The organism is Pseudomonas sp. MCal1 (genome assembly GCF_026341415.1).
Lineage (GTDB): Bacteria > Pseudomonadota > Gammaproteobacteria > Pseudomonadales > Pseudomonadaceae > Aquipseudomonas.
Window position 1 is genome coordinate 506,034 of record NZ_JAKUMP010000001.1, and the last position, 15,238, is coordinate 521,271.

General features: G+C 56.7%; 10 protein-coding genes and 1 pseudogene. 4 read left to right on the plus strand and 7 right to left on the minus strand.

Annotated elements, in window-relative coordinates:
* Window positions 1-410: 410 nt before the first annotated feature.
* The 7 genes and pseudogenes from MKZ87_RS02305 to gcvA form a co-directional block, all read right to left on the minus strand.
* Window positions 411-971 (minus strand): fasciclin domain-containing protein, encoded by a 561-nt coding sequence (locus tag MKZ87_RS02305; protein ID WP_085731177.1) that lies wholly within the window; start codon window positions 969-971, stop codon window positions 411-413.
* 649 nt (window positions 972-1,620) lie between these two features.
* Window positions 1,621-2,007 (minus strand): annotated as a pseudogene (locus MKZ87_RS02310) (tyrosine-type recombinase/integrase); the annotation flags it as partial.
* 275 nt (window positions 2,008-2,282) lie between these two features.
* A complete protein-coding gene (locus MKZ87_RS02315; protein WP_085701970.1) occupies window positions 2,283-3,131 on the minus strand; it encodes an ABC transporter permease in 849 nt (282 codons plus the stop codon).
* A 6-nt stretch (window positions 3,132-3,137) separates the two neighbouring features.
* Window positions 3,138-4,412 carry an ABC transporter permease gene (locus MKZ87_RS02320; protein WP_085695989.1) on the minus strand — a complete coding sequence of 425 codons (1,275 nt, stop codon included), beginning with the start codon at window positions 4,410-4,412 and terminating at the stop codon, window positions 3,138-3,140.
* A gap of 39 nt (window positions 4,413-4,451) precedes the next feature.
* Window positions 4,452-5,534, minus strand: a complete 1,083-nt coding sequence (locus tag MKZ87_RS02325; RefSeq protein WP_227232677.1) for an ABC transporter ATP-binding protein — start codon at window positions 5,532-5,534, stop codon at window positions 4,452-4,454.
* A gap of 125 nt (window positions 5,535-5,659) precedes the next feature.
* On the minus strand, window positions 5,660-6,853 hold the full coding sequence (locus MKZ87_RS02330; RefSeq protein WP_256574605.1) for an ABC transporter substrate-binding protein: 1,194 nt from the start codon (window positions 6,851-6,853) through the stop codon (window positions 5,660-5,662).
* A gap of 118 nt (window positions 6,854-6,971) precedes the next feature.
* The gene (gene gcvA / locus MKZ87_RS02335) at window positions 6,972-7,868 is read right to left on the minus strand and encodes a transcriptional regulator GcvA (protein ID WP_085695992.1); all 897 of its coding nucleotides are present in this window, start codon (window positions 7,866-7,868) and stop codon (window positions 6,972-6,974) included.
* Window positions 7,869-8,175: 307 nt separating this feature from the next.
* On the opposite strand from gcvA, the gene MKZ87_RS02340 reads away from it, so the two are divergent.
* From MKZ87_RS02340 to MKZ87_RS02355, 4 genes are all read left to right on the plus strand, one after another.
* Complete coding sequence (locus tag MKZ87_RS02340) at window positions 8,176-10,674, plus strand: CoA transferase (RefSeq protein ID WP_234205414.1); 2,499 nt, start codon at window positions 8,176-8,178, stop codon at window positions 10,672-10,674.
* A gap of 95 nt (window positions 10,675-10,769) precedes the next feature.
* The gene (locus tag MKZ87_RS02345) at window positions 10,770-11,927 is read left to right on the plus strand and encodes an iron-containing alcohol dehydrogenase (RefSeq protein ID WP_085701975.1); all 1,158 of its coding nucleotides are present in this window, start codon (window positions 10,770-10,772) and stop codon (window positions 11,925-11,927) included.
* Between the two features lie 55 nt (window positions 11,928-11,982).
* On the plus strand, window positions 11,983-13,479 hold the full coding sequence (locus MKZ87_RS02350; RefSeq protein WP_085701976.1) for a CoA-acylating methylmalonate-semialdehyde dehydrogenase: 1,497 nt from the start codon (window positions 11,983-11,985) through the stop codon (window positions 13,477-13,479).
* A 90-nt stretch (window positions 13,480-13,569) separates the two neighbouring features.
* Window positions 13,570-15,228, plus strand: a complete 1,659-nt coding sequence (locus MKZ87_RS02355) for a BCCT family transporter (protein ID WP_266200199.1) — start codon at window positions 13,570-13,572, stop codon at window positions 15,226-15,228.
* Window positions 15,229-15,238 lie beyond the last annotated feature (10 nt).

The window sequence follows — 15,238 nt, forward strand, 5'->3', positions numbered from 1 at the left end:
GTAGCGGTCGCCAACCAACGTCTGCTAATGGCCGAAAGCAGTCGCTCCTGAACGTCCGCTTTTGGCCGAAAGCAGCCGCTCGTGAGCAGGTCACTGGGATCATTAACTCAGGCGCGTTCTTACCCGTTTAGGTGACCTTCCCCACAGAGTTACTGAGGTGAAGATGACTACCAGTGCAAATGAGTAGGGTCCATATCTTCCATCAAATTCGAGCCCCCACATGATCAACAGACCCAGTACGCAGAAGATGCACAGTATTTGGGTGCTGTAGACGATAGAAGCAGTCGAAATATTTTTCATAATTCAACCTCGAAGACGCCTGGCTCTACTCTTCGAAGAATAGCTGAGCAAGGCCAGTGTCCTTCACCAAAAATCGGAGCCGCTCTATTTTTTCCGCCAGCTCGCATCACCTACTTCGGCATCAAAACTGTATCGACGACGTGTATGACGCCATTAGACTGCATGACATCGGCGATGGTAATGGCTGCTTTACCGCCTTTAGCGTCCTCCACCCACAATTTGCCATCGTGAAGCCAGACAGTCAGAGGTTCCCCCTGAACGGTGGTCAGCATGACTTTGCCACCATGCATTTTGGCGTCCCCCATCAGTTGCTTGGCGGTATGAGTACCAGGCACCACATGGTAGGTGAGGATCTTGGTCAGATCTGCTTTGTGCTCGGGCTTGACCAGCGTGTCGACTATTCCGGCCGGCAACTTGGCAAAGGCCTCATTGGTAGGAGCGAAGACGGTGAACGGACCTTTGCTGTTGAGCGTATCGACCAGTCCGGCGGCTTTGACAGCCGCAACAAGCGTCGTGTGGTCTTTAGAGTTGACGGCATTCTCTACGATAGTTTTGTTTGGATACATGGCTGCCCCGCCAACCATCACGGTATCCGCAGCAAAGCAAAGGCCGGCGTTGAAGCATAGAAGGGTAAAGCAGGCAATCGCAAAGCGTTTGATGAGCATGTGCATGATGCATCTCCTGGATCATTCGACCCTTCTTATGAGGGGTGACAGATTTACGTAGGAGACTCCAAACTGGATGCACATCTTTAAAAATAAACTTTCAACCCGGTTTTGATAGGCGCCATTGAGCGGCAGCTTCTGGCCGATAGCGGCCTTTGAAGAGTGATAGGTGGAATTCCTGCCTATGTTCAATTGGCCTCTACACCTAGTCCAGGCGTGGGCACCCTTTCTTGCCAGTTCGGAAACCGGGCAATCTGTAGCCTAACTACCACTTCCGGTCCGTCATCCTTGATCCACGCTCCGTTCTGCTGACTGATCATCTTTCCATGAGTATGGCTCAACAGATCGGCGATCCAGTCAAACGGCGCACGGTGACGGCCAGGCCTCTCTACAGCCCGATTTCTTTCCGCAATTTATTTTGAGGTGCTGATTTTGCTGTCTTGGAACGGATAAGAAATGTGCGCGATGCGGAAAAATCATGTTTCTAAGTGCATGATTTAAATGAAAAAAATTATGGACTTAAAATCCCCCGCTCGTAAGGGCGTGCCGGTTCGATTCCGGCTTCGGGCACCATCTTAAATCAAGGGTTTGCGGGCGAATGCTGATGCAAACCCTTGTTTGTTTCCGGTCCGCAATTTCGACAGTGGTCCGCAATTCACTTCGTGGGCATGACTCTTTTGCCCTTGCGATTTCGAATGTACTGCTCGGTCATCACGACAGTGGTATGCCCAGGTTGATCCTTGGCCTGCATGATATCGCCACTCGATTCCGCCTTGTCGGTGCCAGCCTTGGCGCGCAGATCGCGCATTTGGAACTCGGCCTTTTCAACTCCAGCGGCCTCCCGGGCCACATCAAACCGCCTCCGCAACATTGCCTCCGTCATCGGAGTGCCATCCTCTGTCACGATCAGCCGCGTCGAGTGGACCTTGTGCCCAGCTTGACGGGCCATGATTCGATCAATCAAAACCTTCAGCTCGCCAATGACCTCGATTCGCCGTTTGGCCTTCGTTTTTCCAATCAGCTCGTCGCGAATGGACGATTCGCCGCTACTAACAAATGGTATTGAGCTGTCGATGATACCTGCGAAAATCTGGACTGGACTAAAGCTCCGACACAGTCCGCTCATCATGGCGATAATGGCACCTGCATCGCGTCCTTCGCGTTAATGATTGCAGACGAATTCGTTCAAACTTCGCAGGGAAATCCATTACTTCAAAAGCTATACCATTGAAGGGAGTCAAGCACTGTAGGAGAGCTGCTGGGAGCTTTGTGTCGCCCAGCCGACGGCGACTCAGGCGCTGTCGGCTAGGAGCCGGTTCACTCCTTGATACCACGTAAACGCAAGGCGCGGCGGCGCATGATTTCAATCGCCACCAACAACATCACTGACCCCAGAATCAGTAACGTAGCGGCGGCCAAGATGGTCGGGCTGATCTGCTCTCGCATCCCTGACCACATTTGCCGAGGGATTGTGCGTTGCTCGATGCCTCCGAGAAATTGCACCACCACTGCTTCGTCGAACGAGGTAACCATGGCGAAGAGGCCTCCGGAAATGATTCCGGGGCGAATTAGCGGGAAAGTGATTCGCAGGAAGGTATAGGAGGACGATGCACCCAGGCTCGAAGCGGCCCGTGTCAACGAGTGATCGAAGCTCACCAGGGTCGCAGTCACCGTGATGATCACAAACGGTGTGCCAAGTACCGCGTGGGCGAGAATGATCCCAAGATGGTTATGCGCCAGGCCCAAGGTGCTGTAGAAGAAGTACATACCTGCCGAGGAAATGATCACCGGGACAATCATCGGTGAAATCAGAGTGCCCATCAGCAGTGCTTTGCACGGCAGGTTTGAGCGACTGAGCCCCAGTGCCGCCAAGGTGCCAAGCAGCGTAGCGATCACCGTCGAACTCGCGGCGATGATCAGGCTGTTTTTGAATGACAGTAGCCACATTGGATCTTCCAGCAACTCGTGGTACCAGCGACTGGAAAACGCTGCCGGATCGAGCTTGAGCATACCGCTGGTGAAGCTGAAATAAGGCTCGACGTTGAAAGACAGTGGAATAACTACCAGCACCGGCAAGATCAAAAACAGCAGCACCAACAGACCGAAGCCGCGAACGCCGTAGAACCAGGTGCGCCCCAGCGGGCCGGTATAACTTGGAAGGCTCATTTTCGGTTACCCCAGTTTCATGTTGCTGATGCCGACCACACGGTCGTACAGCCAATAGAGAAATAGCACGATCAACAGCAAGATGCTGCCGATGGCCGCGGCCAGGCCCCAGTTGAGTGAGGTTTGCATGTGGTACGCGATGAAGTTGCTGATGACCTGGCCGGTACGCCCGCCCACCAACGCTGGCGTGATGTAGTAACCAATGGCGAGGATGAACACCAGAATCCCGCCAGCGCTCAGGCCCGGCAGAGAAAGCGGAAAATAGATGCGTACAAAGGTTCGCAACGAGCTGGCACCCATAGAGTGCGCAGCACGGATGTAGGTCTGATCGATGCTCTTCATCACGCTGTACATCGGCAGCACCATGAACGGCAGCAGGATGTGCGTCATGGCGATGACCGTGCCCCACATGTTGAACATCAGATCCAGCGGCTGGGCAATCAGGCCGAGCTTGAGCAGGGTGCTGTTGAGCACGCCGCTCGATTGCAGGATCACCATCCAGGCTGTAGTGCGTACCAGCAACGACGTCCAGAAGGGCAGCAGTACCAGAATCATCAGGACATTACTGACTTTGGCCGGCAGCGTGGCCAGCATGTATGCCAGCGGGTAGCCCAGCAACATGCATAGCAACGTGATGCCGACGGTCATGGTCAGGGTCTTCAACAGAATGCTGACGTATATCCGCCGGCTCTCGGGTTGACGTACCACGTTGCCCTGATCGTCGTATTGCAAGTCCAGGGCGGCCAGATAGTGGATGCCCGAATACGCAGGCGCCATGGATTTGAGTTGTGCCCAAGTGCCGAGTTGCCCCCATCGACTGTCTATGCTCACCATTCCCGCTGCATAGTTTCCGCTGGCAGGTCTGGACTTGCCCAGCTCTCGCGCGGTTTTGCTGAACAGGCTTTGGAAGCCACTTTTGACCCGGTTGAGATCAGAGCCCACTCGGTCTAGCTGCTGACTATGATCCAGGCTGACTATTTCTTCAGCCAGTGTCGCGTAAACCTGTTCATTCGGCACGGCCTTACCGTCCCAGTCACCCAGCGCCTGGCTGGTTAGCGGCATGTAAGTCGATAGCGTTCCATTTTCTACACTGCGCATCAGCATGGTTCCGATGGGCAGCAGAAAGAACACCGTGATGAAGGCCAGCAAAGGGAGAACCAGCAGCAGGGAACGAACCTTATTGACCCGTTCTGCTCTTTGTAAACGGACGCGCAGGCTCGGTTGCGCATGGTCATCAAGGACTTGCCCGCTCAGCGGCCGGGCGGCATATGAACTGCTCATGGTGGACTCCAGTGAAGAGTGATTGGCAGGCGTCATGGCTCAAGCATCCAGCGCGCGACAGTCGTCGACAGCCCAGCCCAACATGATTTGCTCACCGACACTGGGACAACTTCGTCCAGCGGCATTGACAACCTTGACGATGAATTCCGAGTGCCCGGCCAATTCCAGGCGGGCGCGTAAGTGGTCGCCGTGGTAGATGACCTCGAGAACGCGAGCGGGCACACGGTTCTCACACTCCCACTGAGCCGGGTTCATCAACACGCGCTCGGGGCGAATCGAGAGGGTAGTAGGTGAGCCCACTCCCGAGACTTTTACCGCACGGGCCTTGAGCAAGTGCTCGCCAACACGCACGGTGCAGTATCCATTCTCGATCGCCGTGACCTGGCCGTGCAGGCGGTTGTTCTCACCAATAAAGCTCGAGACAAATGCGGTTTCCGGTTTTTCGTAGAGATCTGACGGATTGGCCAATTGCTGCACGATGCCGTCGTTGAAGACCGCGATGCGATCAGACATGGTCAGGGCTTCACTCTGATCGTGGGTGACGTACACCACGGTGATACCCAGTTGCTTGGACAGGCGCTTGATCTCGTACTGCATCTGTTCGCGAAGCTGTTTATCCAGCGCGCCCAGTGGCTCATCCATCAGCACCAGTCTGGGCTCGAAAATCAGCGCACGGGCCAGTGCCACGCGTTGCTTTTGCCCCCCGGAAAGCTGCGCCGGCATGCGGTTGCTCAACTTGCCCAGGGCAACCATGTCCAGGGCTTGGGTCACACGCTGTTGAATCTCGCTGCGACTGAAGTTACGCACCTTGAGCGGAAAGGCCAGGTTCTCGGCAATGGTCAGGTGCGGAAACAAGGCATAGTTCTGGAACACCATACCGATGCCGCGTTTCTGCGGCGCAATGTCGTTGACAGGCTTGGCGTCGATGCAGATTTCCCCGTGGGTAACGGTTTCAAACCCGGCAAGCATCATCAGGCATGTGGTCTTGCCCGAGCCGGAAGGTCCCAGCATTGTGACGAACTCGCCTTGCTGAATATCCAGGTTGAAGTTCTTCACTACGAGCGACTCGCCGTCGTAACTTTTTTGAACATTGCGGAAACTGACAAACGATTGTGAATCCATGGGGCACCTATTGTTCTTGTTCGAATTGCGCTGGAATAACGCCGCGCTTCGCTCCGCGCTGAAGTAACGGCGTCACGTGTCCCTGAGTTTTGATGGCAGCGGCCTCCCGTAGCCGCTGAAAAGACTTATCTGGCCAGCCAGGCGTTGAAGCGTTCGTTCAACTCATCGGCGTGGTCACCCCACCATTCGGAGTTCACTTGCAAGGCGTTCGCGAAGTTTGCGGGGCTGGTAGGCAAGTCAGCCTGGACTTCCGGGCTGAGCATCTTTTGCGAGGAATAGCGCGTAGGGCCGTAGGGGATGTAATTGGCTTGATCGGCGAGTACCGAGCTTTGTGTCGCAAACTTGAGGAAGTCGAAAGCGAGGGTTTTATTGGTATTTCCTGCCGGTAAAACCCAGGCCTCCATGTCATAGACCTGACCGTCCCAGACGATCTTGAATGGCTGGTGTTCTTTCTTGCTGGCAATCACGATGCGCCCGCTGTAGGCGGAGGTCATGCTGACCTGGCCATCGGCTAACAGCTGTGGCGGTTGCGCTCCAGCCTCCCACCAGACGACCTGATCCTTGATGGTGTCGAGTTTGGCGAAGGCGCGATCAAGGCCTTGCTCTGTTTCAAGTGTTGCATAGACTTGGTCACGGGGAACGCCGTCGGCCATCAAGGCCCATTCCAGATTGACTTGCGGGGCCTTGCGCAATGATCGCTTGCCAGGAAAACGCTTGATGTCGAAGAAGTCTTTCAGTGTCTTGGGTTGCTCGCCCGTAAAGGCGTTGCTGTTGTAGGCCATCACGGTGGACCAGACGTAGCTGGCAACGCCGCAATCGCTTAACGCGCCGGGAATGAAATCTTTTTCGGCTGGCGTGCCGTCGGGGGCGGGAGCGAGGGACTTTGGGTCGATTTTTTCCAGCAAACCGGTATTGCAGGCGCGTAATACGTTGAGCAACTCGGCATCTACCACGTCCCAGGAGACTTTCTTGCTGTCGACCTGGGTCTTGATCTGCGCGATGCCACCGGAGTAATCCTCGGAAATGACCTGGGTACCGGTCGCGGCCGTAAATGGTTTATGGGCGGCTTGAATCTGCGCATTGGTCAGGTTGCCGCCATATGACACCACTGTAAGGCTTGTGTTGGCCAAAGCACTGGCGCAGATCAGGGGACAAAGCAAAAGCAAAGGGAAGCTGTTCATACGTGATACCCGTTTTTTATTGTTGTGGGTAACCGTTGCGGGGCGATACGCACGCTGTCGGCGCAAAGCCTCAGTAACGATCAGGGCTTCACTGTCTGAAAAAACACGGAAGGGGAAAAGCAATAAAAAAAAGGCCAATGGGGCGAATTTATTTATGCGTGAGCGGTGGAAGGTTATCCCTGGGACCGCTCGAGGGCTCCAGTTGATTGCACCGTGTTCCGGTCGGCCACAGTCAACTGGAAACGCCGCAGGGTTATCAGATCCGGCGTTCGGCCTGGGCCTCTTCGGTCAGCCATTCGGCAAACGCAGCCGCTTGAGGATTGACAATCTTGTGTGGTGAGTAGACCAGGTAAAACGCCTCTGAAGTTTCAAACCGCGCAGCCAATGGTGCGATCAATTGACCCGACGCCAAGTGCTGTTCGACCAACGTTGAGCGGGCCAGTGCTACCCCTTGGCCCAGCTCGGCCATTTTCAGGGCCGAGATCAGCGTGTCGAACTGCATGCCTTGTGAATAATCCACATGATCGGCCTTGGCCTTTTTCAGCCAGTAACCCCAACCTTCTTCATAGCCCAGAACGTGCAGCAGTTGGTGATGGCCCAGGTCGGCAGGGGAGTTCAGCGGTTTTTCAGGGCACGGCAACTCGGGCGCGCACACGGGGAACAGTTTGTCCCACGTCAGGCGCTCGCTCTTGAGCCCCGGCCATTTGCCGCTGCCGTAACGAATCTCCAGATCTGCTTCGAGATCGGTTTCGCCCATCCAGATATTGCTCGTGATTCGCAGGTTGATCTGGGGGTGTAACTGGCGAAAGCGAGCGAGCCTGGGTGCCAGCCAGTGGGTGAAATAAACCAGGCTGAAGCGGATGGTCAGCACTTTACGATGGCCTTGGCCGAATATCTCATCGGTCGCCGCTGCCAGTCTTTCCACCGAGTCATGTACCGCCGGCAAAAACGCCAGTCCCGGTTCGGTCAGCTCCAATCCCCGGGGCAAACGCTTGAACAGCGCAGCACCGAGTTGCGATTCGAGAGCCTTGATCTGTTGGCTGATAGCAGCCTGGGTCAGGTTCAGCTCCAATGCGGCATCGGTAAAGCTGAGGTGACGCGCCGCAGCCTCGAAGGCGCGCAACCAGTTAAGTGGAGGCAATCGTTTTTTCATGGTGCCGAACTCGATGGCGTGCACGCCTGTTGTTGTAATCCCTGCCTTTTGGCAAGGCCGGATGCTATGGATTCGGGATCATCGGAGCATAAACCCATAAATCCTGCTTGCAATACATAAAAAAAATGACCCCTCAGGGCTTTTTTTTATTGCTTTCGCCGACACCGACTTTTCACGAAAGTATTCGTCAAGTCGTTCTTCGGCAGTCGGCCACAGCAAGGGCTGCGCCACGTTGCTGACGACCTCAAACATCAAGAAATGGCCTGCCCGCAACTGCTGGCAGGTCAATAAAAATAAAGGGTGAATCATGGCACAGCGCAGTCAACTGCCTCTTTGTGGCGTTAACGTCATCGACTTCGGTCAATACATTGCCGGCCCGGCCGTTGCGATGATCCTCGCGGATCTCGGAGCGACGGTCATTCACATCGACCCACCCGGTGGGCCGCTTTGGGATAGCCCGGCCAATGCCGTGCTCAATCGCAACAAGCTCTGCGTCAGTCTTGACCTGAAGTCGCCTGAAGGCCTTCAGCGGGCACGGCAGATGATCGCCAAGGCTGACATCCTGATCGAGAACTTCCGTCCAGGCGTCATGACTCGCCTGGGCCTCGATTTTTCCGAGCTACGTACCGAGCGCCCAAGCCTGATCACGCTTTCCATTCCAGGCTTTGCCAGCAACGATGAGCTACGTCGGCAGTGGCGCGCCACTGAAGCAATCATCGCTTCGGCCTCCGGTGTTTTCACTGACATGGGGCAGAACCGTGTATTGATGGGATTCAATCCGAGCTTCTCGCCGCTGCCACTGGCCTCGGCGTACGGCACTATGCTGGCCGCGTCCTCGGTGATGCTGGCATTGCAGGCTCGCCAACGCACCGGTCTGGGGGACGAAATAGAAGTACCGCTGGCGGCAGCGGTGATGGAAGGACTGTCGTATAACTCGATCAAGATCGACGATTATCCGCTGCGCTACAAAACCCTGCGCGAAAAGGAAATCGAGCGCCGACGTGCGCAAGGTTTACCGATGAACCTTAGCTACGACGAGTTGCAGGAGTACCTCGACCCGTTCTACCGCACGTACGAATGCGCCGATGGCCGAAAGTTCTATGCGGTCTGCCCGTCGCACCGGTCTCACGCCAAACGCTGCCTGCAAGCCATGGGGTTGCTGGATGAGATGATCGCTGCCGGCTTGCCCAAGGTGGATGACCCGTACCTGCCGTTCTCGCAGTGGGAAGGCGATGCCTCGCTTGGGGTTTATCCGCTCCCGGCCAATTGGGCCAAGCGCATCTCCGAGCGCATGAAAGAAGTGTTTCTGACAAAGACCTCGGCGCAGTGGGAAGTGATTTTCGGGGAAGGGCAGTTCCCCGGCACGCCACACCGTTCGACCCGGGAGTGGCTGCACGACGAGCACGCCAATACCGCAGGGCTCGTGGTCGATGTGATCGACCACAAATACGGAGTAATGAAGCAGCCGGGACCAATGGCCTGGCTTGAAGACAGTGCGGCTCTGATGCTCGCCCCCGTATCGCGCCGCGATGTCAGCATTGACGAGGCTTTGGCAACGCTGGACGAAACGCCGCGTGATGTCCTGCCGGCAGTGTCGGATTCCGCGCCGAAGGGCTGGCTGGACGGTGTACGGATTCTTGATCTGACCAACGTCATCGCCGGTCCACATTCCACTTCCTATCTGGGACGCTTCGGCGCTGAGGTGATCAAACTTGATCCGACCACGCCAAACTATGATCCGTGGAATACGGTGGTCTTCGGCCTGTCGTCGGCGCGCGGCAAACAAAGCATTCTGGTCGACCTCAACCAGCAGGAAGGACGCGAGGTATTCGACAAGCTGGTACAGACCGTCGACGTGATCGTAATGAATGCGCCTGATCGTCAACTTGCGCCGCTGGGGCTGGATGAGGCCAGCCTCAAGGCAATCAACCCAGGAGTGATCTTCTGTCAGCTCGATTGCTTCGGTGGCCCACGCCGCGGGCCGCGTACCGACTACCTGGGCTACGACGATCTGATTCAGGCCACAACCGGCATCATGTTGCGCTTCGGCGGCGGGATGGAAACGCCAGAAGAGCATGCGCACGTCGGCACGATCGATGTCATGTGCGGATTCGCTGCGGCGTTGGGTGTGGCGGCGGCGCTTTACCAGAAAACTCGTACCGGTCAGGTCAGTCGCGCACGTACATCGCTGGCGGCGCTTGGCAACCTGGTACAGGTTCCGTTCTGTTATGACTACGTGGGACGTGCGCCATTCGATGAGCCATCGGGACGTGACGTGATGGGATACCACGAATTGTCGCGCTTCTATCACACCGCTGACGGCTGGTTGTACCTCGATACTGACTTGACCGAACTTGAGCGACTGGACTCGGTTGACGGGCTGAGGGGTATTGCTCAAGCGCAGGATCGTGCGGCATTCCTGACCCTGGCGCTGGCCCAGGCACCCGGTGAAACCTGGCAGCAACGCCTGCAAGCGGTGAATCTGGCTGCCGCCGTTCCGGACAATATTGATCAGCTACGCCAGCGATACAGTCGTGCTGCGGATGGTCTGCCGGGCACCGGGAACGGCAGTTACTCATTCAGTGTGTATGCGGATCATCCAAGCGGTCATCGCATTACGCAGCTGGATCCGTTTGCAATTCGCCCACGGCACGCACCGATTCGTGCATTGCCACCGGCTGAAAAGTTTGGTGCCTCGACCCGCGCCGTCATGCGCGAGATGGGCTTTAGCGAGCCACAGATCGAGGCACTGATGGATAAAAAGGTGATCAACGACAGCTGGAGCCAGGAATACCTGCCGAGCTGACCTGCACCCACCCACCGAACCTTCTTACAAGAACCGATAACAGGGACGGCCGTTGCCGGGCCGCCCCCTGCCTGTATCAAACTTCTGGAGGCATCATGTCCAACCAAATCGTCCTGCCACGTATCCTGCAAGTCGGCGCCAAGGCCAGTCAGGCCATTCCGGATGTATTGGCCAGTCTGGGTTGCAGTCGCCCGCTGATCATCACCGACAAGATGATGGTGCAGTTGGGTTACGCACAAAATATTCAGGATGTACTCGCGGCCAAAGACATCACCGCCGATGTGTTTGCCGACACAGTTCCGGAACCGACCATCGCCTCGATTCAAGCAGGTCTTGAGCATACCCGGAGCGGCAGCTATGACAGCATCATTGCCCTGGGTGGCGGCAGTCCGATCGATAGCGCCAAGGCCATCAGCATTCTTGCCAAATTTGGCGGCCAGATGCGCGATTACAAATTCCCGCGTCAGGTGAATGAGCAGGGACTGCCCATCATTGCAGTGCCTACCACGGCAGGCACCGGCTCTGAAGTCACACGATTCACAATAATCACCGATGAAACGACCGACGAGAAAATGCTTTGCGTAGGCATTGGCTTCATGCCGGCCGCAGCACTCGTCGACTACACCCTCACTATGAGTCTTCCCGCCCGCGTAACCGCTGACACCGGACTGGATGCACTGACCCACGCCATCGAGGCTTACGTCAGTCTCAAGGCCAATCTCTATAGCGACAGCCAGGCACTGGCAGCCATGAGCCTGATCGGTCCCAACCTGCGTCGGGTTTATCGCGATGGCCAGGATGCCGAGGCTCGGGAAGCGCTGATGCTCGGCTCGACACTGGCTGGTGTCGCATTCTCAGCCGCGTCGGTGGCACTGGTGCATGGCATGAGCCGGCCGATTGGCGCGTTCTTCCATGTTCCCCATGGTCTGTCCAACGCCATGTTGCTGCCGACTATTACCGAGTACTCGATCCCCGGTGCCCCACGTCGTTATGCCGACTGCGCTCGGGCCATGGGCGTCGCCACTGCGCGAGACTCCGATGAAGAGGCCAACGCCAAGTTGCTGGCGAATTTGCGCTCGCTCAATGACGAGCTGCAAGTGCCGACGCTGGAAGGCTTCGGTGTCAGCCGCGGCAAGTTTTTCGAAATGATGCCGCTGATGGTCAAGCAGGCACTGGCGTCCGGCTCTCCTGGTAATAACCCACGGGTTCCTACTGCTGACGAAATGGTCGAGCTGTATCGCAACCTTTGGTAAGCCGGCGCACATATCCGCGGCTAGACCGCACACTTCAATAATAAGGAACGCATATATGAACACCGTAGGCCATTTGATCAACGGCGAAGTTATCCTCGATAACGGCCGTAACCAAGCCGTTTTCAACCCGGCAACAGGCGAAGCGACCAAGCAGGTTCTGCTCGCTTCGAAATCGACTGTTGAAGAAGCGATCACCGCTGCTGAGGCGGCATTCCCCGAGTGGCGTAACACGCCCCCGATCAAGCGGGCCCGGGTGATGTTTCGTTTCAAGGAATTGCTGGAGCAAAACGCTGATCGCATCTGCCAGATGATTGGTGAAGAGCACGGTAAAATTCTTCACGACGCCATGGGCGAGCTGCAGCGCGGCATCGAAAACGTTGAATACGCCTGCGGTGTGCCCGAGTTGCTTAAAGGCGAACACAGCAAGAATGTCGGTCCCAATATCGATTCGTGGAGTGAGTTCCAGCCGTTGGGTGTGGTCGCTGGTATCACGCCATTCAACTTCCCGGCGATGGTTCCATTGTGGATGTTTCCGATGGCTGTTGCCTGCGGCAACTGCTTCATCCTCAAACCGTCCGAGCGTGATCCAAGCTCGACACTGTACATCGCCCAATTACTGCAGGAAGCCGGTCTGCCAAAGGGCGTGATGAGTGTGGTCAACGGTGACAAGGAAGCCGTTGACACCCTGCTGCATGACCCGCGCGTGCAAGCGGTGAGCTTCGTCGGTTCGACGCCGATCGCCGAGTACATCTATCGCACCGCCGCCGCCAACGGCAAACGCTGCCAGGCATTGGGCGGGGCGAAAAACCACGCCATCGTCATGCCGGATGCCGACCTCGACAACGCCGTCAACCAGCTGGTGGGCGCGGCCTTCGGTTCGTCCGGCGAGCGTTGCATGGCGCTGTCGGTAGCGGTCACTGTCGGTGATGCAACGGCTGATGCGCTGATTGAGAAAATGCGCGCAGCTATGGCCAAACTCAAGGTCGGCCAGTATCAGGACAAGACCAACGATTTTGGCCCGTTGATCACCCGTGAGCATCAGCAGAAGGTTGTTGGCTATATCAACAGTGCCCAGGAGGAAGGGGCAGAGGTGGTGGTTGATGGTCGCGACATCCAGGTTCCGGCCTGTGAAGGCGGGTTCTTTGTTGGCGGCACGTTGATTGATCACGTCAAACCGGGCATGCGCTGCTATGAGGATGAAATCTTTGGCCCGGTGTTGCTGGTCGTCCGTGCCCAGAGCATGCAGGAAGCCATGAAGCTGATCGACGATCACGAGTACGGCAACGGCACCTGCATTTTCACCCGGGATGGCGAGGCTGCGCGTTATTTCTCCGACAACATAAAAGTCGGCATGGTCGGGGTTAATGTGCCGCTACCGGTGCCAGTCGCCTACCACAGCTTTGGCGGCTGGAAGCGATCGCTGTTCGGCGATTTGCATGCCTACGGGCCTGATGCCGTGCGTTTTTACAGCAAGCGCAAAACGGTGACTCAGCGCTGGCCGTCGTCGGGCATTCGTGAAGGCGCCGAATTCTCGATGCCTACCATGAAGTAACACCGGTGATGCGTACCGGGCGCGGTCTCGCGCCGGCAGCCCGGTACCTGGGTGTCAAACCTCCAAATATCATAATAAAAGGCTACCTGGATGTTGATGTCGTCACCTCCTCGGCGCGTGCTCTCGGCACACGCCACAGAAAAAGACCTGCCCCTTATCGTTATCAGCCTCGTGGTTATTACGGCGGCTGTCGGCGCGCTGACCGCATCGCCCGAGCATTCCAAAATGCTGGCCGAGCAATGGTTCGATACGACCACGCGCTGGTTCGGCTCTTGGGTGCAAATGCTCGGTTTCGCTTCGGTCGTCATTGCCTTTGCGTTGGCGTTCAGCAAATACGGGCATATTCGCCTCGGCACAGGCGCGCCGCAGTACACCAACACAGGCTGGGTATTCATGTTCATTTGCGCGGGCCTGGGTTCTGCCACGATGTACTGGGCATTCATGGAGTGGGGCTACTACTACCTAACCCCGGGGCTGAATATCGCCCCCGCTAGCAAGCAAGCACTCGAATTCAGCATTGCCTACTCATTTTTTCATTGGGGCATCACACCTTGGGCCATGTATGCCATTGCCTCGCTGGCAATGGCATACCATTTTCATGTCCGACGAAATGAAGGTCTCAGCCTGTCGAGCGTGATGCAGGCGATCACAGGCCTCAAGGCGAAGGGGCCGGCGGGGCGGGTGATCGATCTGATCTTCCTGCTGGCAACTTTCGGTGGCCTGGTGCTGACCATTACACTGACAACCTCCACGGTATCCCGTGGGCTGGCTGACCTTCTGGGCTTGACCGATGGCTTTATGCTCAAGGCCGGTCTGGTCATATTAGTGACGCTTGTTTTCTCCCTGACTTCTTTCGTGGGAATCGCCAGCGGCATGCAGCGTCTGGCAAAAGTTGCCTGTGCGCTCACGCTGCTGTTCGGATTAATCGTTTTGATACTGGGGCCCACTCAGTTCGCCGTGAGTAACATCACCAATGGAATCGGCTTGATGCTGCAACACTTTGTGCAGATGAGCCTTGCTACCGATCCCACTGGCAATGGTGATTTTCCGCGCGGCTGGACCGCGTTCTATTGGCTCTATTGGACGACCTACACACCGGGCGTAGCGATCTTCGTTACCCGCGTATCACGCGGGCGAACTGTACGGGAAGTGATACTGGCGATGATTCTGGGCGGATGCGCTGGTTGCTGGTTTTTCTTCGGCAGTCTGGAAAGTTTCGCCATTCATCAGTTCATCACCGGACTGATCGACTCGCCGGCCATTCTCAGCAGCGGTGGGGGGGAGGCGGGGGTTTCGATGCTGCTCATCAGCTTGCCTTGGGGCAAGTTGATGGCGGCGCTGTACTTCCTGCTGATGCTGGTATTTTTGGCCTCACACCTGGATGCCGTCTCCTTCACCGTGGCTGCCACCAGTACGCGTAACTTGCGCGAGGGCGATGATCCTGCACCCGGGCTTCGAGTATTCTGGTGCGTCATGTTGGCGGCACTGCCCACCGCCATGCTGTACATCAATGCACCGCTGACCACGCTCAAGACCGCCGTGACCCTTGCTGCCATTCCTTTCATTCTGGTGTTGGTGGTGATGATGCTCGGGCTGTTCCGGTGGTTGCGTCAGGATTACGGCAACCTGACGTCGGCACAAATCGAGTCGCAGTCCCGAGAGTGGCTTTCGAGTCAGCCTGCAGCGGACAGTGTACGTATATCTAACGCCATGAGCGGGTATCGGGTGACTGAAACAGGCACGGCCTGATCGGTCATGC

Excerpts from the sequence above, each read along its gene's own strand:
- MKZ87_RS02305 (WP_085731177.1), bottom strand. The coding sequence starts at position 971 with ATGCACATGCTCATCAAACGCTTTGCGATTGCCTGCTTTACCCTTCTA.
- MKZ87_RS02315 (WP_085701970.1), bottom strand. The coding sequence starts at position 3,131 with ATGAGCCTTCCAAGTTATACCGGCCCGCTGGGGCGCACCTGGTTCTAC.
- MKZ87_RS02320 (WP_085695989.1), bottom strand. The coding sequence starts at position 4,412 with ATGAGCAGTTCATATGCCGCCCGGCCGCTGAGCGGGCAAGTCCTTGAT.
- MKZ87_RS02325 (WP_227232677.1), bottom strand. The coding sequence starts at position 5,534 with ATGGATTCACAATCGTTTGTCAGTTTCCGCAATGTTCAAAAAAGTTAC.
- gcvA (WP_085695992.1), bottom strand. The coding sequence starts at position 7,868 with ATGAAAAAACGATTGCCTCCACTTAACTGGTTGCGCGCCTTCGAGGCT.
- MKZ87_RS02340 (WP_234205414.1), top strand. The coding sequence starts at position 8,176 with ATGGCACAGCGCAGTCAACTGCCTCTTTGTGGCGTTAACGTCATCGAC.
- MKZ87_RS02345 (WP_085701975.1), top strand. The coding sequence starts at position 10,770 with ATGTCCAACCAAATCGTCCTGCCACGTATCCTGCAAGTCGGCGCCAAG.
- MKZ87_RS02350 (WP_085701976.1), top strand. The coding sequence starts at position 11,983 with ATGAACACCGTAGGCCATTTGATCAACGGCGAAGTTATCCTCGATAAC.
- MKZ87_RS02355 (WP_266200199.1), top strand. The coding sequence starts at position 13,570 with ATGTTGATGTCGTCACCTCCTCGGCGCGTGCTCTCGGCACACGCCACA.